The organism is Sphingomonas sp. Root241, assembly GCF_001428865.1.
In the GTDB taxonomy this organism is placed as follows: domain Bacteria; phylum Pseudomonadota; class Alphaproteobacteria; order Sphingomonadales; family Sphingomonadaceae; genus Sphingomonas.
Map to the genome: position 1 here is coordinate 786,697 of NZ_LMIV01000001.1, position 16,411 is coordinate 803,107.

21 protein-coding genes are annotated in these 16,411 nt (G+C 66.4%); 7 read left to right on the plus strand and 14 right to left on the minus strand.

Annotation, left to right across the window (positions count from 1 at the left end; genetic code table 11):
- Positions 1-41 precede the first annotated feature (41 nt).
- The 5 genes from ASE13_RS03670 to ASE13_RS03690 all read right to left on the minus strand — a co-directional run bounded on the left by ASE13_RS03670 (position 42) and on the right by ASE13_RS03690 (position 4,425).
- Positions 42-719 (minus strand): RBBP9/YdeN family alpha/beta hydrolase, encoded by a 678-nt coding sequence (locus ASE13_RS03670; RefSeq protein WP_056611575.1) that lies wholly within the window; start codon positions 717-719, stop codon positions 42-44.
- A gap of 283 nt (positions 720-1,002) precedes the next feature.
- Entirely contained in the window at positions 1,003-2,400 is a 1,398-nt protein-coding gene (lpdA, locus tag ASE13_RS03675) for a dihydrolipoyl dehydrogenase (RefSeq protein WP_056611579.1), read from the minus strand.
- 40 nt (positions 2,401-2,440) lie between these two features.
- On the minus strand, positions 2,441-2,839 hold the full coding sequence (locus ASE13_RS03680; RefSeq protein WP_056611582.1) for an acyl-CoA thioesterase: 399 nt from the start codon (positions 2,837-2,839) through the stop codon (positions 2,441-2,443).
- A complete protein-coding gene (locus tag ASE13_RS03685; RefSeq protein WP_235536829.1) occupies positions 2,832-3,140 on the minus strand; it encodes a hypothetical protein in 309 nt (102 codons plus the stop codon). The genes ASE13_RS03680 and ASE13_RS03685 overlap by 8 nt, the downstream gene beginning before the upstream one ends.
- Positions 3,133-4,425 carry a pyruvate dehydrogenase complex dihydrolipoamide acetyltransferase gene (locus tag ASE13_RS03690; RefSeq protein WP_056611584.1) on the minus strand — a complete coding sequence of 431 codons (1,293 nt, stop codon included), beginning with the start codon at positions 4,423-4,425 and terminating at the stop codon, positions 3,133-3,135. The genes ASE13_RS03685 and ASE13_RS03690 overlap by 8 nt, the downstream gene beginning before the upstream one ends.
- Before the next feature lie 173 nt (positions 4,426-4,598).
- Here ASE13_RS03690 and ASE13_RS03695 point away from each other — a divergent pair, with 173 nt between their 5' ends.
- The 3 genes from ASE13_RS03695 (at position 4,599) to ASE13_RS03705 (ending at position 6,837) form a co-directional block, all read left to right on the plus strand.
- Complete coding sequence (locus ASE13_RS03695) at positions 4,599-5,054, plus strand: universal stress protein (protein WP_056611588.1); 456 nt, start codon at positions 4,599-4,601, stop codon at positions 5,052-5,054.
- 77 nt (positions 5,055-5,131) lie between these two features.
- The gene (locus ASE13_RS03700) at positions 5,132-5,482 is read left to right on the plus strand and encodes an endonuclease domain-containing protein (protein ID WP_056611592.1); all 351 of its coding nucleotides are present in this window, start codon (positions 5,132-5,134) and stop codon (positions 5,480-5,482) included.
- Positions 5,483-5,547: 65 nt separating this feature from the next.
- Complete coding sequence (locus ASE13_RS03705; RefSeq protein ID WP_056611595.1) at positions 5,548-6,837, plus strand: M20/M25/M40 family metallo-hydrolase; 1,290 nt, start codon at positions 5,548-5,550, stop codon at positions 6,835-6,837.
- Positions 6,838-7,011: 174 nt separating this feature from the next.
- Here the strand turns inward: ASE13_RS03705 and ASE13_RS20230 are convergent, their stop codons facing one another.
- The 4 genes from ASE13_RS20230 to ASE13_RS03725 form a co-directional block, all read right to left on the minus strand.
- Complete coding sequence (locus ASE13_RS20230; RefSeq protein WP_056611598.1) at positions 7,012-7,896, minus strand: RcnB family protein; 885 nt, start codon at positions 7,894-7,896, stop codon at positions 7,012-7,014.
- A 115-nt stretch (positions 7,897-8,011) separates the two neighbouring features.
- Complete coding sequence (locus ASE13_RS03715; RefSeq protein WP_056611601.1) at positions 8,012-8,497, minus strand: GAF domain-containing protein; 486 nt, start codon at positions 8,495-8,497, stop codon at positions 8,012-8,014.
- A gap of 185 nt (positions 8,498-8,682) precedes the next feature.
- On the minus strand, positions 8,683-9,084 hold the full coding sequence (arfB, locus tag ASE13_RS03720; protein ID WP_056611604.1) for an alternative ribosome rescue aminoacyl-tRNA hydrolase ArfB: 402 nt from the start codon (positions 9,082-9,084) through the stop codon (positions 8,683-8,685).
- Positions 9,077-9,727 carry an RluA family pseudouridine synthase gene (locus tag ASE13_RS03725; protein WP_056611608.1) on the minus strand — a complete coding sequence of 217 codons (651 nt, stop codon included), beginning with the start codon at positions 9,725-9,727 and terminating at the stop codon, positions 9,077-9,079. Before ASE13_RS03725 ends, arfB begins: the two co-directional genes overlap by 8 nt.
- 111 nt (positions 9,728-9,838) lie before the next feature.
- Between ASE13_RS03725 and ASE13_RS03730 the strand changes: the two genes are divergently transcribed.
- Positions 9,839-10,633, plus strand: coding sequence for a M15 family metallopeptidase (locus tag ASE13_RS03730; protein WP_162254664.1), 795 nt, complete (start codon positions 9,839-9,841; stop codon positions 10,631-10,633).
- On the opposite strand, the gene wrbA is transcribed toward ASE13_RS03730, so the two are convergent.
- The gene (wrbA, locus tag ASE13_RS03735; RefSeq protein WP_056611614.1) at positions 10,564-11,190 is read right to left on the minus strand and encodes an NAD(P)H:quinone oxidoreductase; all 627 of its coding nucleotides are present in this window, start codon (positions 11,188-11,190) and stop codon (positions 10,564-10,566) included. The genes ASE13_RS03730 and wrbA overlap by 70 nt on opposite strands.
- A 131-nt stretch (positions 11,191-11,321) precedes the next feature.
- Positions 11,322-12,020, minus strand: coding sequence for a pirin family protein (locus ASE13_RS03740; protein ID WP_056611618.1), 699 nt, complete (start codon positions 12,018-12,020; stop codon positions 11,322-11,324).
- 209 nt (positions 12,021-12,229) lie between these two features.
- Here ASE13_RS03740 and ASE13_RS03745 point away from each other — a divergent pair, with 209 nt between their 5' ends.
- Both ASE13_RS03745 and ctrA read left to right on the plus strand, forming a co-directional pair.
- Positions 12,230-13,144, plus strand: coding sequence for a LysR family transcriptional regulator (locus ASE13_RS03745; RefSeq protein WP_056611621.1), 915 nt, complete (start codon positions 12,230-12,232; stop codon positions 13,142-13,144).
- Positions 13,145-13,319: 175 nt separating this feature from the next.
- A complete protein-coding gene (ctrA, locus tag ASE13_RS03750) occupies positions 13,320-14,033 on the plus strand; it encodes a response regulator transcription factor CtrA (protein ID WP_056611624.1) in 714 nt (237 codons plus the stop codon).
- A 96-nt stretch (positions 14,034-14,129) separates the two neighbouring features.
- Here ctrA and ASE13_RS03755 read toward each other — a convergent pair whose 3' ends face one another.
- Positions 14,130-14,609 carry an SRPBCC family protein gene (locus tag ASE13_RS03755; RefSeq protein WP_056611627.1) on the minus strand — a complete coding sequence of 160 codons (480 nt, stop codon included), beginning with the start codon at positions 14,607-14,609 and terminating at the stop codon, positions 14,130-14,132.
- The gene (locus ASE13_RS03760; RefSeq protein ID WP_056611630.1) at positions 14,593-14,940 is read right to left on the minus strand and encodes an ArsR/SmtB family transcription factor; all 348 of its coding nucleotides are present in this window, start codon (positions 14,938-14,940) and stop codon (positions 14,593-14,595) included. Before ASE13_RS03760 ends, ASE13_RS03755 begins: the two co-directional genes overlap by 17 nt.
- 118 nt (positions 14,941-15,058) lie before the next feature.
- On the opposite strand from ASE13_RS03760, the gene ASE13_RS03765 reads away from it, so the two are divergent.
- Complete coding sequence (locus tag ASE13_RS03765) at positions 15,059-15,700, plus strand: dihydrofolate reductase family protein (RefSeq protein WP_056611633.1); 642 nt, start codon at positions 15,059-15,061, stop codon at positions 15,698-15,700.
- Between the two features lie 27 nt (positions 15,701-15,727).
- Here the strand turns inward: ASE13_RS03765 and ASE13_RS03770 are convergent, their stop codons facing one another.
- Complete coding sequence (locus ASE13_RS03770; RefSeq protein ID WP_056611636.1) at positions 15,728-16,411, minus strand: HPP family protein; 684 nt, start codon at positions 16,409-16,411, stop codon at positions 15,728-15,730.

Genomic DNA, 16,411 nt, shown 5'->3' on the forward strand with positions numbered 1-16,411 from the left:
CTGCGCCGGTGTGAACGATAGTCGGGCCGGCCGGAAACGGATCATGCGTGCTGCCCGTAATAATGCGCCTGTGCGGCTTCGGTCGCGCTCACTGCCAGCAGCGAACGGGCATCGTTGGCCGAACGCACCTTGCCGGTACGATCCGATGCGGCGTCGAGCACGCGATCGAGCAGGCTCTGCCCTTCTTCCCACCAGCCGATGCCGCTGGCGGCGTTGAGGTGTCCCTGCGGGCCCGCGTCGACGAAGAAGCTGCCCCAGCCGCCGGCGAGCGCGCGAGCCTTGTCCGCCGCGATCCACGGATCATCGCTGCTCGCTACCACGATCGAGGGGAAGGGAAGGGGCTTTACAGGTGTCGGCTGGAAGGCCGCGAGCTCAGGGCGCACATCGTCCCGGTCGACATCGGCCGGAGCCACCAGCAACGCGCCGGCGACAGGCCAGCCGAACGGCTGGCCGGCCAGTTCGGCCCACCATGCGACCGCAAGGCAGCCGAGGCTGTGCGCGGCGAGCACGACGGGCGCCTGGGCCTGGCGGATCGCCTGGTCGAGCTTGGTCACCCAGGTGTTGCGGTGCGGCGAATTCCACATGCCCAGCTCGACCCGGTGCGTGTCGGGGCGCGATTGCTCCCACAGGGTCTGCCAGTGCGAAGGGCCCGAGCCGCCGAGCCCGGGGACAGTGAGAATGATCGGCGAAGTCTCGTCGAGAGGCGAAAAGATGGACATAAATCCACTCCATGTGGAGGGAGGCCGGACTGCCGATATATATCCTATCAAATTAGTGGGCAATAGCGACTGCGCCGGATTGCTGTGCGTTTGCGATGATCCGAAGCTTGCCCAAACTACTCCGTCACCCCGGACTTGTTCCGGGGTCCACGGTGCCGCGAGCGGGAACCTGCGAAGCTCTTGCTATTCGATCGGACGCGCGGTGGATCCCGGAACAAGTCCGGGGTGACGTTAAGGTAAAGGCGAGCGCAGCCTCCATTCAGGCCACGCTCGTGCCTCGCTCTCAGATATGCAGCGCGCGTCCGTAAGCCCCAAGGACGCTTTCGTGCATCATCTCGCTGAGCGTCGGGTGCGGGAAGACGGTTTCCATCAGCTCGGCCTCGGTGGTCTCGAGCGTCTTGCCGATCGTATAGCCCTGGATCAGCTCGGTCACTTCGGCGCCGATCATGTGGGCGCCGAGCAGCTCGCCGGTTTTGGCGTCGAACACGGTCTTCACGAAGCCCTCGGCCTCGCCGAGTGCGATCGCCTTGCCGTTGCCGATGAAGGGGAAGTTGCCGACCTTGACCTCATAGCCCGCTTCCTTGGCCTTGGCCTCGGTCAGGCCGACGCTGGCGATCTGCGGGTGGCAATAGGTGCAGCCCGGGATATTGCGCGGGTCCATCGCGTGCGGATGCTTGCCGGCGATCGCCTCGACGGCGATCACGCCCTCGTGGCTGGCCTTGTGCGCGAGCCAGGGCGGCGCGGTGATGTCGCCGATCGCGTAGAGGCCGTCGATATTAGTCTTGCAGGCCGGATCGGTCTTGAGGAAGCCGCGATCGTCCATTGCGACGCCCAATTCCTTGAGGCCGATATTCTCAGTGTTCGGCACGATGCCGATCGCGACGATGACATGGCTGTATTCGCCGTTGACCGCCTTGCCATCCTTGTCGGTGATCGTCGCCTTCACGGCCGTAGCGCCGGCTTCGATCTTCTCGATCTTTGCGCCGGTCAGGATCGTCATGCCCTGCTTCTTGAGCGCCTTTTCGAGGAAGGTGGAGACGTCGGCATCCTCGACGGGGACGATGCGGTCGAGCATCTCGACCACCGTCACTTCGGCGCCCATGTCGTTGTAGAAGCTGGCGAACTCGATGCCGATCGCGCCCGATCCGATGACGAGAAGCTTGCCTGGCATCTCGGGCGGAGTCATCGCGTGGCGATAGGTCCACACGCGCTTGCCGTCGGCGGGAAGATTGGGGAGGTCGCGGGCGCGCGCACCGGTGGCGAGAATGATGTTCTTCGCGGTCAGCTCTTCGGTCTTGCCGTCCTTGGTGACGCTCAGCTTGCCCTTGCCGGTGAGCTTGCCCTCGCCGAAATGCACGGCGATCTTGTTCTTCTTCATCAGGTGCGTGACGCCCTGATTGAGCTGCTTGGCCACGCCGCGCGAGCGCTTGACCACCGCCTCGATGTCCGCGCTGATCTTCTCCGCGGCGAGCCCATAATCCTTGGCGTGCTGCATGTAATGATAGATCTCGGCCGAGCGGAGCAGAGCCTTGGTGGGGATGCAGCCCCAGTTGAGGCAGATGCCGCCCAGCAGTTCGCGCTCGACGATCGCGACCTTGAGGCCGAGCTGCGCGCCGCGGATCGCGGCGACATAGCCGCCGGGTCCCGAGCCGAGAACGATGAGGTCGTAGGATTCAGCCATGTGCGTGCGCCTTGCTTGGATCGTTGGCGAGATAGGGTGTTCAGGAGCCGGTTACAGCGGGCGCCTCGACCGGGCGCGGCTTGCGGTGCTCGTCGATCGCGACGAAGACGAACTGGGCCTGCGTGACGAGGCAGCTTTCCTCGGCATGGCGCGCGCGGCGCCAGGCGGCGACGTCGATCGTCATCGAGGTGCGGCCGACCCTGACCAGTTCGGCGAAAACCGAGACTTCGTCGCCCACCGCGACCGGCGCGTGGAATTTCATTCCCTCGACGGCGATCGTCACTGCGCGGCCGTGCGAGTGGCGCGAGGCGACGAGGCCGGCGGCCATGTCCATCTGGCTCATCAGCCAGCCGCCGAAGATGTCGCCATAGGGATTGGCATCGGCGGGCATAGTGGTGACGCGGATCGCCGGCTGGCGGTCGGGTGGGCCTTCAGCCATTGGCGACGTCCTTCGATTTGCGGGTCAGATCGGCGGGGTCGTCGCAATAAGCGCGCCGCACCGGTCCGATGCCCATCAGCACCACCGCAGCCATGCAGGCAAAGGCGACGAGCCAGATGTCATCGGTCGCGCGCGGATACGACCAGGCGGACGCCCATCCGATCAACGCTGCGGCGACCAGCCCGATGAAGATGTGCACGACCTCGATAGCGACGCGCACGCGCCTGTCCTCGGCAACGTCAAAGCCGAAGGCGACACGGAACACCTTGATGAGCGTGCGCACCGCGACGGCCTCAGGCAATCATGCCCAGCGGCGATTCGACGAGTGCCTTGAACGTCTTCATCAGTTCGGCGCCGTCGGCCCCGTCGATCGCGCGGTGATCGAAGCTGCCGGTCGCGCTCATCACCGTGGCGATGCCGAGCGCGTCGTCGATGATGTACGGGCGCTTCTCGCCCGCGCCGATCGCCATGATCATGCCCTGCGGCGGATTGATCACCGCATCGAACTGCGTGATCCCGAACATGCCCATGTTGGAGATCGAGGCGGTGCCGCCCTGATATTCCTCGGGCTTCAACTTGCCTTCCTTGGCGCGGCTCGCGAGGTCCTTCATCTGGGTCGAGATCGCCGAGACGCTGATCCCCGCCGCGTCGCGGATGATCGGCGTGATCAGCCCGGTCGGGGTCGAGACCGCGACCGACACGTCGGCGCGGCTGTACTTGATCAATTTGTCGCCGGTGTAGGTGACGTTGCACTTGGGCGTCTGGATCAGCGCGACGCCGAGCGCCTTGATCAGCAGATCGTTGACCGAAAGCTTCACGCCGCGCGCCTCGAGCGACTTGTTGAGATCGGCGCGCAGCTTGAGCAGCGCGTCGAGGCGGATATCGACCGTGAGATAGATGTGCGGGACGGTCTGCTTCGACTCGGTGAGGCGGCGCGCGATCGTCTTGCGGATGTTGGAGAGCTTCTCTTCCTCATGCGGAATGCTGTCGTCGAACCAGACGGGCTTGTGCTCGGCGGGAGCGGTAGCGGCGGGCGCAGGCGAGGTCGCTGCGGCAGCAGCGGGCTGGGCAGCCGGCGCGGCGCCGGGCTTGGCGCCCTCCAGGTCCGCCTTGACGATGCGGCCATTGGGGCCCGAACCGGTGAGCGAGGCCAGGTCGACGCCCTTCTCGGCGGCGATGCGCTTGGCGAGGGGGCTCGCCTTGACGCGGCTGCCGTCCTGCGCGGCGCCATTGGCCTTGGCGGGTGCAGGCGCCGGAGTCGCGGCGGGTGCCGGAGCAGGAGTAGGTGCAGGCGCGGCTTCTGCCTTGGCGGCAGGCGCGGGAGCCGGAGCGGAAACCTCTCCACCTTCGCCGGCCATCACTGCGATCACGGTGCCGACCTTCACATTATCGGTGCCTTCGGGAACGGTGATCTTGCCGATCACGCCTTCGTCGACGGCTTCGAACTCCATCGTCGCCTTGTCGGTCTCGATCTCGGCAAGGAGGTCGCCGGACTTCACCGTGTCGCCTTCCTTCACCAGCCATTTGGCGAGGGTACCCTCCTCCATCGTGGGGGAAAGCGCAGGCATCTTGATTTCGATCGACATGGAGGTTCCCGTCGTTGGTCCCTGGGGTAAGGCTCGCCCTCCCTTTGCCGCCGCCACCGCATCGGTCAAGACCTTGGGCTTGCGCAGGACGCAATCGCACGGCACCTGAAGGAAAGCCTCAACGCGCGAGGCGCTTGAAAGGGTGACCGCGAAGCGCGGCAGGGGAAGGCATCATGCGCACCTATCTGGTGGTGATCGACGAAAGTCCCGAATCCGAGATCGCATTGCGCTTCGCCGCGCGGCGCGCCGTGAAGACCGGCGGCAATGTCGAGATCCTCGCGCTGACTCCGCCGCAGGAATTCGTCCAGTGGGGCGGTGTGATGGCGACGATCGAGGAAGAAGGCCGCGAGCGCGCCGAGGCACTGGTGACGCGCGCGGCCGGAGCCTTGTTCACCGAATCGGGCATCAAGCCTTCGATCACCGTGCGCGAGGGCGACGGCGCCAAGGTGGTGCGCGAGATGATCGCGGCGAACGGCGACATCGCGGCGCTCGTGCTCGGCGCGGCGGCGAGCGGGCCGCCGGGGACGCTCGTCAGCCATTTCACCGGGGCGGATGCGGGGACGCTGAGCGTGCCGGTGATGATCATCCCCGGCTCGCTCGACGTGGCGGCGATCGATCGGTTGAGCTGACGCGCGTCAATCTTAGCCCTCTCCCGCTTTCGCGGGAGAGGGTTGGGTGAGGGTCTTTCTTCTTCTATCGTGACGACATGTATCCGGTCCGCCGCCAGATCAATCCGCATGCTGCCAAGCTCCGGCGTGATGCGACGGATGCAGAGCGACGGCTCTTGGCCGTACTTCGTAATCGGCAGATCGAGGGCTGCAAGTTTCGTTTTCAGGCGACGATCGGCCCCTTCGTCGCGGACTTCCTGTGCGTCGAGAAGATGTTGATCGTCGAGCTGGATGGCGGACAGCACAACGGAGAGATCGATCGGGAGCGTACCCGTTTCCTCCAGGATCGCGGCTATCGCGTCCTTCGGTTCTGGAACAATGATGTCCTCGAGAATCTCGGAGGCGTGGTCGCGGTCATCATATCAGCGCTTGCCGCGGATGCGGATTGAAGAAGAAGACCCTCACCCAACCCTCTCCCGCGAAAGCGGGAGAGGGCTATAGAAGAGAGCTCCCGATGCGCATCCTTGCAATCTTGCCAGTCCTTCTCCTTGCCACGCCGGCTGCGGCGCAGACCCAACCCAGCCCTACGCGGCTCAAGGCCAGCGTCGAGAAGCTCGTCAGCTTCGGCACGCGGCACACGCTATCCTCGCCCGATCACCCCACGCGCGGCGTCGGCGCGGCGCGGCGCTGGTTCGCGACCGAGCTTTCGCGGATCGGCGAAGGGTGCGGCGGCTGCATCGAGACGGCGAATCTCGCGCGGACCTTCACCAACGATCGCGCACCGAACGGTGTCGAGGTGGTCGATGTGCTCGGCTTCCAGCCCGGGAGGAATGCCAAGCGCGTCGTCATCGTGATGGGGCATATCGACAGCCGCGTCAGCGATCCGATGAACGCCACTTCGGACGCGCCCGGCGCCAATGACGATGCCTCGGGCGTGGCTTTGGTGCTCGAAGCGGCACGGATCCTGTCGAAGGAGAAGTTCGACGCGACGATCGTCTATGCAGCGCTTTCGGGCGAGGAGCAGGGGCTGTTCGGCGGGCAATTGCTCGCCGAGACCGCGAAGGAGCGCGGCTGGACGGTCAGCGCGGTGCTCAACAACGACATCGTCGGCAATACGATCGGGCAGGATGGCTCGCGGGTTGCGGACCGGGTGCGGCTCTTTTCCGAAGGCATCCGTCAGGTCGAGTCGCTCGACGAGCAAATCGCCCGGCGCGCCGATGGCGGCGAGGACGACGGCCCCTCCCGCGCGCTGGCCAAGGCGGCGGATGGCGTGGCGGGCAAGCTGCCGGGCGGGCTGGACGTCGTGCTGGTGCGCCGGCCGGACCGGTTCGGCCGCGGCGGGGATCACACCCCGTTCCTCAAGCTCGGCTATCCGGCGGTGCGCTTCACCGTGGGCGTCGAGAATTACGACGCGCAGCATCAGGACCTGCGCACCGAGAACGGCCGAATCTATGGCGACACCATCGACCGGATGGACTTCGCCTATCTCGCCAAGGTGACGGCGATCAACGTCGCGACGATCCGCCGGCTCGCCAGCGCGCCCGCGGCGCCGGCCAGCGTGACGATCGGCGGTGCGCTGGCGAGCGACACCTCGGTCAAATGGGAGCCGGTGCCGGGCGCGTCACGCTATCGTGTCCATTGGCGCCGTGCAGATGCGCAGGAGTGGCAGCACCATGTCGACGTCGCCGGCGCCGAGACGGTCCTCAAGGGCGTGATCGTCGACGATCACTTCGTCGGCGTCTCGGCGCTGGCCGCCGACGGCTCCGAAAGCCTGGTGACCTTCGGCGGCCGCGCCCGGCGTTAGGGCTGGGTCCAAGCTGGCTCCCCTCCCTGCAAGGGAGGGGCTGGGGGTGGGTGCGACCGAAGGGAGCCCATCGACCTGTGTCGACAAAAAGAAAAGGCCGGGCATCGAGCCCGACCTTTTCTAACCCACCCCTGACCCCTCCCTTGCAGGGAGGGGGAAGAGTCCAATGTGATATCAGCAGCCGCAGCGCGGCCGGGTCTTGCGCCACAGGCGCTTGGTCGGCGCGCGGCGGTACGACTTGGTCACATATTCGGTGACGGTGGTGGTTGTGGTCACCGCGCCGGGAATGACCACGACGGTCGTTCCTGCGCCATAATTGCCGACCCATGCGCCATTCTGCCACGCCATGCCGTTATAGCCGCCCTGCCAGCCGCTGCAGGTCTGCGCGCAGGGCGGGGCCATCTGCACCACCGGCGGCGGAGCCACCGGCGGTGCATACCCCCCTGGGTATGGGCCATGGTAACGGCCGGGTTCGTCATGACGGCGAGGCGGCGGCGGCATGTCGTGCGGCGGCGGCGGAGGGCCGTCGTCATAGGCGCCGTCGTCATAATAATCGTCGGGATCGACCGGCTCGATCCGCGGCGGCGGATAGCCCGCTCCCGCCCGGCTGTCGGCGCGCGCATAGCCGTCGTCCGCGCTCGCCATGGCGACCGCGCCGCCCCACGAAATGCCGTCGCGCGAATCCCAGACGCCGCCGTCGCGATCGACAAGCACGGCGTCGTCATAATAGCGCACCCACGAATAGCCCGGGGGCGGCGCGGCGAGGCCGAAGCTAAGATAGTCGTGGACGCGAAAATCGCCGCCCATCCAATAGCCGGGGAGCCTGTTGCCGCGATGGAGCCGGCGATAAGAATTCCAGCCGCCCGGCGCGCGATAGCCCGCGTCCCAGCGCCCGTCGCGCATCGTCCAGCGATGCGGATTGGTGCGCATCACCATGGGCGCCGACGTCCGCGGCATCACGACCCAGCGATCATTCTGCCAGACGCGCTGCGCTGCGGCGGGCGTCGCCCCTGCGACTCCGACGATCACCGTTGCTGCCAACCAAGTGCTGCGCACCATGCTTACTCCTTCGCGCGAGCGCCCTGTGCCCGCGCTCTGCGAAAGGAGTAACCGTTACGGCGCGCGCACGAAATCGCGGGGGCGGCTCAAACCTGTCCCAATGCGGGGCAGCGTTTCATCCTGAGATTCTGGGGGCGAGAATCCGCATCAGGGCTTCGCAGCCTGCGGCATCGCCCGAGTCGAAGCGGGCGGGGAGCGGGCTGTCGAGATCGAGCACCCCGAGCAGTTCGCCCTGATGGACGATCGGCACCACCAGTTCCGAACGGCTGGCAGCGTCGCAGGCGATGTGCCCGGGAAAGGCGTGGACGTCCTCGACGAGCTGGATCTCGCGCGTCGCCGCGGCGGCGCCGCACACGCCCTTGCCGAATGGGATGCGGATGCAGGCGGCCTTTCCCTGGAACGGGCCGAGCACGAGTTCGCCGCCGACATTCCGGTAGAAGCCGGACCAGTTGAGGTCGGGCAGATATTGCCCGATCAGCGCGGAGACATTGGCCATGTTGGCGATCGCGTCGGGCTCGTCGACCGTGAGCGAGTCGAGCGCGGCGGCGAGGTCGCGATAGAGTTCGGATTTGCTGCCGGCGGCGATGTCGAAGGTGAACATGGCAGGTATGTAGTCGATCGAGAAGCCTCGGACGAGGGGACGTTCCCTCTCCCCTTGTGGGAGAGGGAGGGAGCCGACGCAGTCGGCAGAAGGGTGAGGGGGAGTGAGACTCACATCCCCCTCATCCTTCCCACTCGCTTCGCGAGTGGGCCCCTTCCTTCTCCCACAAGGGGAGAAGGAGCTTTTTAGTCCAGCCGCACCCGGCCGCGCCCGGCCTTCACTTCGCTGCGCCCCTTCTTGGTGTCGACGCGTCGTGCCTTCGCCGCTTTGCTCGGCTTGGTCTTCACGCGTCGCGCCTGGCGTTCGAGCGCCTTGTCGATCAGCTCGACCACGCGTTCGCGCGCATCGCTGCGGTTGGCGTCCTGTGTCCGGAATTTCCGGGCGGTGATCACCAGCTCGCCCGCGGCGGTCATCTTGCTGCCGGCCAGCGTCTTGAGCTGTTGATAGGCGTAAGGCGGCAGGCCGAGCGCGAAGACATTGACGCGCAGCTGCACCGCGGTGGCGACCTTGTTGACGTTCTGCCCGCCCGGCCCCGAGGCGGCGAGGAACTTCTCCTCGACGATCGCCTCTTCGGGCAGCTCAGCCACGGCCGAAGCCCATATTGTGGAAGCGCACCGGCAGCGGTGCTTCGCCGTGGATGTCGGGCTTGCCTTCGCGCGGGACGGTGAGCTCGGCGGCGTGGAGCATCACCGCGGGGCCGCCTTTGCCATAGACCGGGTCGCCGAGGATCGGCAGGCCGAGCCCCTCGGCGGCGTGGACGCGGATCTGGTGGGTGCGGCCGGTTTCGGGGAAGAAAGCGAGCATCGCCTTGCCGCGCGCGCGCTCGACGACTTCCCAGCGCGTACGCGCGGGCTTGCCGCCCGGGTCGCCGGTCATCCGCCAGCCGGCCTCTTCGGTCGAGACCTTGATCAGCGGCAAGTCGACCTCGCCGCTTTCTTCGGTAGGTTCGCCGTCGAGGATCGCGAGGTAGCGCTTGACCACCGTGCCGGCCTCGAACGCCTGGCCGAAGCGCTTGTGCGCCTTGGGATTGCGCGCGAGCAACAGGCAGCCGCTGGTGTCGCGGTCGAGCCGGTGGACGGGAAGCGGCAGGCGCTGGAAGCCGAAGGTGAGCTGGTCGAGCATGTCCTCGAGGCTTTGCGAGCGATCGCGCGGACGATCGACCGGCAGGCCCGCGGGCTTGTCGATCACGATCGCTTCGCCGTCGATGAAGAGTATGCGGTCCTGGAACATGCCCCGCCCATGCCACCGCGCGGCCGCCGGCGCCAGCGCGGCAATATGATCCTTTCCGCGCGCGCGGCGTTGGATGGACGATGCCGTCCCGGCAGCGTCGTGAGGGTGCGCATGCGTCTTTCGGCCCTGGCTCTGCTCCTGCTCACGCCCTGCGCGGCGCATGCCGAGGACCCGACGCCTCCCCCCGTCCCCACGAACGTCATACGCCTCTTCAACCATCTGCCCTATGGCGAGGCGAACCCCGCGGCGCTGGCGCCGCTGCCCAGCCTGCCGGGCTGCACGCTGGCGCGCGACGCGACCTACGATCTCGAGCGGCTGCTGGCGGCGGCCCGCGGCGAAGGGATCGAGCTGGGCGCGATATCGTGCTTCCGTTCGATCGAGCACCAGCGCCGCGTCTTCTGCGCCGGGCCGGACAATTGCGACTCGGTCGCCGGCGCCGCGCTTCGGGCGCGGTTCATCGGCCCGCCGGGACATAGCGAACACGCCACCGGCTACGCGATCGACTTCGTCCAGCGCGACACCACCTGCCGCGCGGTCGAGCAATGCTTCATGCTCACGCCCGGCGGCAAATGGCTGATGAAGCGCGGGCCGGAATTCGGCTTCGAGCTCTCCTTCCCGGCGGGCAACAAGCAGGGCGTGGCCTGGGAGCCGTGGCACTGGCGCTGGGTCGGCCGCAGCAGCGACACCGGGCCGCAGGCACAGGCGGCACGCGCGCGTTTCGCGGTGGCGCAGGCGAGCTTCCCGGCGCTCCCCGCGGTCGCGCGCCCGCAAACGAAGGCGGCGGCCGGAACCGTGGTTCCAGCCGCCGCCGACGCAAGACCGCGCGGGAGGGGGGATTACGCGATCTCGATCTCGCGGGCAGACGCCGCGATCTTGTTGGCCAGCTCGGCGATGCGGCGGCCCTGATAGCGCGCGCCGTCAAGCTCGATCGGGCTCGGCAGGCGGCTGCCATCGCCGTCCGAGATCGTCGTCGCGCCATAAGGCGAACCGCCCTTGACCTCCTCGACGCCGTTCTGCCCCTGGAAGCCGTAATCGAGCCCGACGATGGTCAGGCCGAAATGGAGCAAGTTGGTGATGATCGAGAAGAGCGTCGCTTCCTGGCCGCCATGCTGGGTCGCGGTCGACGTAAAGGCGCCGCCGACCTTGCCGTTGAGCGCGCCCTGATACCAGATGCCGCCCGCACGATCCCAGAAGCTCGCCATCTGGCTCGCCATCCGGCCGAAGCGCGTCGGCGCGCCGACGATGATGCCGTCGTAATTGGCCAGCTCGTTGACGTCCTCGAGCACCGGGTGGCTGTGATCGGCGATGAAGCCCGCGGCCTGCGCGACTTCGAAGGGCGCGGTCTCGGGAACGCGGCGCACATCGACTTCAGCGCCGGCGCTGCGCGCGCCCTCGGCGACGGCATCGGCCATCGTCGCGAGGTGGCCGTAGGACGAGTAATAGAGGACCAGAATCTTGGACATTGTCTACTCTTTCTCCCCTCCCGCATGCGGGAGGGGCCGGGGGTGGGCGCCCGCTATCCGCGAGCCGCAACATTGGGGGAGAGCGTGGGCCCACCCCCTGCCCCCTCCCGCATGCGGGAGGGGGAGTAGTGTTATTCCGCGTCGACCAGCACGATTTCGGCGTCTTCGAGCGCCTTGATCGTCACGGTCTGGCCGCCCGAGAGCGCCGCACCGTCGCGGGCCTCGAAGCGCTGGCCGTCGATCTCGACCGCGCCGACGGCGGGGACGAGATAGGCGTGCCGCCCGTCGCCGACTGTGTGCTCGACGCTTTCGCCAGCCTTGAGCGTGGCGCCGAGTACCCGGGCATTGGCCCGGATCGGCAGCGCCTCGTCATCGCCGTCGAAGCCCGAGGCGAGCGTCACGAACCGGCCCGAACGATCGCCCTTGGGGAAGGGCTTGGCGCCCCAGCTCGGCTGGCCGCCGGCTTCGCGCGGCAGGATCCAGATCTGGAAGAGCGTCGTGGTCTCGGGCTCGAGATTATATTCGGCGTGGCGGACGCCAGTGCCCGCGCTCATCACCTGGACGTCGCCGGCCCCGGTGCGGCCCTTGTTGCCCATCGAATCCTGATGGGTGATCGCGCCGGTGCGGACATAGGTGATGATCTCCATGTTCTGGTGCGGATGCGCCGGGAAGCCGCTGTTCGCGGCGATCTCGTCGTCGTTCCAGACACGGAGCGAACCCCAGCTGGTGCGCGCCGGATCATAATAATCGGCGAAGCTGAAATGGTGCCGGGCATTGAGCCATCCATGGTCGGCATGGCCGAGGCTTTCGAAGGAGCGTTTCTCGATCATCGCTGATCTCCCTTGTTTCTTGAAAGCCAAGATAGGGTGCGGGATCATGCGGTAAATGGAAACGTTGGAAACCGATCGTTTCTGAGTTATAGCCCCTCCCCTTCAGGGGAGGGGTTGGGGTGGGGCGGTGCCTCAAGCCCAAGTCTCGGTGAGACGGACAGGCCCCACCCCCAACCCCTCCCCTGAAGGGGAGGGGCTTAAGGAGGATTATGAAGCTACCGGATTTCGAGGCATGGGCGATCTTCGCCAGCGTGGTCGAGCATCGCTCGTTCAGCGGCGCGGCGGATGCGCTCGCGGTTTCCAAGGCGACGGTGTCCAAGGCGATCACCCGGCTGGAGGCGCGGCTGGGAACCTCGTTGTTCCACCGCACCTCGCGACGGCTGACGCTGACCGACAGCGGCCGCGCGCTCGCCGATCACGCCCAGCGCATCCTCTCCGAAGGCCAGACCGCCGAGGAAGCGGCATTCGAATCCGCCAGTGCGCCGGTGGGGCTGGTGCGCGTCGCGGCGCCGCTGACCTTCGGCATCCGGCATCTCGCGCCGGTGCTCGCCGAATTCATGACGCTGCATCCGGGGATCAAGATCGACCTGCGGCTGTCGGACGCGTTCGTCGACATCGTCGGCGAAGGGATCGACGTCGCGATTCGCATCGCCGAGCTGCCCGATTCTTCGCTGCGCGCGCGGCGGCTGGGGCCCGTCACCGGCCATATCGTCGCCTCGCCCGCCTATTTCGACCGCATGGGGCGCCCGCGCCACCCGGCCGATCTCGCGACCCATGCCTGCTTCGTCTACACCAACACTGCCAACCCGGAGGTATGGCGTTTCCGCCGCGCCGGCGGCGAGGAAGCGGCAGTGCGGATCGACGGACCGATCCGCACCGACAATGGCGACGCGATGTTGCCGGCATTGCGCGCGGGGTTGGGCGTCGCGCGTCTTCCCGATTTCCTGGTCGATGAGGAACTGGCCGCGGGCCGGCTGGAATCGGTGCTCGACGATTGGGCCGGCGGCGCCTCGGGTCTGCACCTGATCACACCTCCCGGAACCCTGCGCCCGGCACGGGTCGAAGCGCTGATCGATTTCCTCAGCGATCGGCTCAAGCGACTCTGCGGCGAAGTGCATTTATGACTCGACTCCGAAACGACTTTGAGTCCGCGGTTAGGTAGATTCCCTACGACTCGTGGAACAAGGCCGGTTAGCCAGAAATTAACCTTTTGCCTTCAGAGGTGCTTAGGTTAATGAATTGGTCCAACGCGTCGGCCGAAGGGGCTTGCTACGCGTGCTTGGGACAGGGGAACCGACGATGCGCGTGTTGCTGATCGAGGACGAGCCTTCGACTGCCAAGGCGATCGAGCTGATGCTCTCGACCGAAGGGTTCAACGTCTACACCACCGATCTGGGCGAAGAGGGCCTCGATCTCGCCAAGCTGTATGATTACGACATCATCCTGCTGGATCTGAACCTTCCCGACATGCACGGCTACGACGTGCTCAAGAAGGTCCGCGTCGCCCGCGTGCAGACGCCGGTGCTGATCCTGTCGGGCATCAACGAAATGGATTCGAAGGTGCGCAGCTTCGGCTTCGGCGCCGACGATTACGTCACCAAGCCGTTCCACCGCGAAGAGCTGGTCGCGCGCATCCACGCCGTCGTCCGCCGCTCGAAGGGCCACAGCCAGTCGGTCATCCGCACCGGCAAGCTCGCCGTGAACCTCGATGCCAAGACGGTCGAGGTCGATGGCGCCCGCGTGCACCTGACCGGTAAGGAATATGCGATGCTGGAGCTGCTTTCGCTCCGCAAGGGCACCACGCTCACCAAGGAAATGTTCCTCAACCACCTGTATGGCGGGATGGACGAGCCTGAACTCAAGATCATCGACGTCTTCATCTGCAAGCTGCGCAAGAAGCTCAGCATGGCGTGCGAGGGCGAGAACTACATCGAGACCGTCTGGGGCCGCGGCTATGTGCTGCGCGAGCCCGAGGGCGGCGAGATCGAAGAGACGGTTTCGGCAGTCGCCTGAACCGGCTCATTGGGGGCAAGGAAGCCGCGGTCCGAAAGGGCCGCGGCTTTTTCGTGTTTGGGAGCGGAGGGCGACGACTTCGAGCGCGAAGAACGTTCAGCCGTCCAGCCAAGCGGCGAGTCCGTCCAGCGTCTGCTGTCCATATTCCACTGCGCCGAAGCCGATGACCACCTGGCGTCGTTCGCGGCTCGGATGAAGCTGGCGCATGGTCAGCACCGTCTTGCCGTCGGTCTGCTCATCGAACGTCACGGTCATGCGGAAACGGTCAGGGTCGTTGGGAACGGGCGTGCCATAGTCCATCACAATCCGCTCGTTGGGTACGATCTCCAGAAAGCGCATGAGGTTGGGGAAGCGCTGCTCCCGGCCGTCGAACATGCCTACCATGTCGAAGCGCCAGAAGCCGCCTTCGCGTATATCGGCCTCGTCGGTTTCGATCCTGACTCCGGCCGGACCGTACCACTCGGCCAGCGCCGCGGGATCCATCCAGGCGGCAAAGACCTTGGCGCGCGGATGGTTGAGAAGCCTCACCAGCACGATCTCGCGATCGAGCGACCAAGTATCAAACGGGTTTTCCATCAACGTCCTCCGCTTTGTCCAGATAGGCTTGCAGCCGATCAACCCGTTCTGCCCAGCGCCGACGCTCGGTTTCCATCCAGTCCGCCGCCTCATCGAAGCGCGGACGCACCAGTCGGCACCAGCGGCTGCGCCCTCGCTTCTCGCTGGCGATCAGTCCGCAATCCTCCAGCACCTTAAGATGCTGGGCAAAGGACGGCAGCGCCATGTCGAAAGGCGCGGCCAACATGCTCACGGGCACCTCGCCCTCGGCGAGCCGCGACACCACCGCGCGGCGGGTCGGGTCGCTGAGGGCATGGAAGGCCAGGTCGAGGGGGGTCGAGTGATGAGGCATGCAATCCGATAAGGCCCCGGGTTGGGTGCGTCAAGAAAGATAGGTACTTGCCTTACTATCAAAGTGCGATATGAAGGTAGTTACCTTAATGTCAGTCAGTCAGCTCAGGAGAACGCCGGTGGCAGTTCGTGTCGATTTGATCATCTCGCTCGACGGTTTCGCAACTACGACCGATCAGACACCGGAGGCGCCGATGGGTACCGACTGGGCCCGCCTCGTCGAGGCCTATGTTGCGACCAGGACCATGCAGGAGCGCGTGTTTAAGGACACGAGCGGCAAGGGTACGACCGGGATCGACGAAAAATATGCCAAGGCCTATTTCGAGAATATCGGCGCGGAGATCATGGGAGCCGGCATGTTCGGGCTGCACAGCTTTCCCGACGATCCGGACTGGCGTGGATGGTGGGGCGAGGAGCCGCCGTTCCGCTGCCCGGTGTTCGTTTTGACTCACAAATCCCGACCCTCCATCGAAATGGCCGGCGGTACCACGTTCCATTTCGTCAACACCGTTCCAGTCGAGGCACTTCGGCAAGCTACTGCCGTTGCTGGCGGAAAGGATGTCCGCATTGGCGGCGGCGCCAGTGTTGTGCGCGATTTCCTCAAGGCGGGGCTCGTGGACCGCCTCCATGTCGCCATAACTCCAATCCTGCTTGGTCGCGGCATTCGCCTCTGGGACGATTTGCGGGGCTTCGAAACCGGCTACACGGTAAGCGCGGAAACAGCGGAAAGCGGCGTCGTCCATGTCACCTTCCGACGGTAATCGCTGACTGCGACTTCGAGGCGATCTCTACGTGCGCGCCCGTCTGCCCGTCGCGATCCGCCGCGCGGCGGCATGGCGCTCGGCGCGGTCGAGCAAAGCTTCGAGGTCCTCGCGGCTGACGTCGAACGTTTCCCCCGATTCCGCCAGTGCGGCGTCCACATCCTCCATCAGCAGTCGCGGACGGTCCGGGATCTTCATCGGGCGGTGCGGATAGCTGTGGCCAGAGACGCGGTGGAAGGCGATGCCGATCGCCGCCAGTGCGACTGCGTTGAGGCCTACCGGCAATAGCGCGAACCCATAGCCCTGCGCGAGCACCGCAGGGGCGAGCACCGGCAGCAATACGGTGCCGCCGCCGGGTGGGTGCAGGCAGCGCAGCGCCGACATCGCGAGGATCGCCGAGCCCACCGCGACGCCGACCGCGAGCGCGCCGTTGCCCAGCAGATGCGCCACCGCCACGCCGACCAGCGCCGAGACCATGTTCCCGCCGACGATCGGCCAGGGCTGGGCGAGCGGGCTGGAGGGCACGGCGAACAGCAACACCGCCGAGGCGCCGAGCGGCGCTGCCAGCAGCAGCCCGTGGCTCGGCACCAGCAATGTCGAGATGGCAGCGCACAGGCCGATCCCGATCACTGCGCCCACGCCGGCGATGCTGCGCTCGCGCCAGTTCGCCCCCGCCAGCAGCAGGGCGAAGCGCCGATCCTTCGCGCTCAT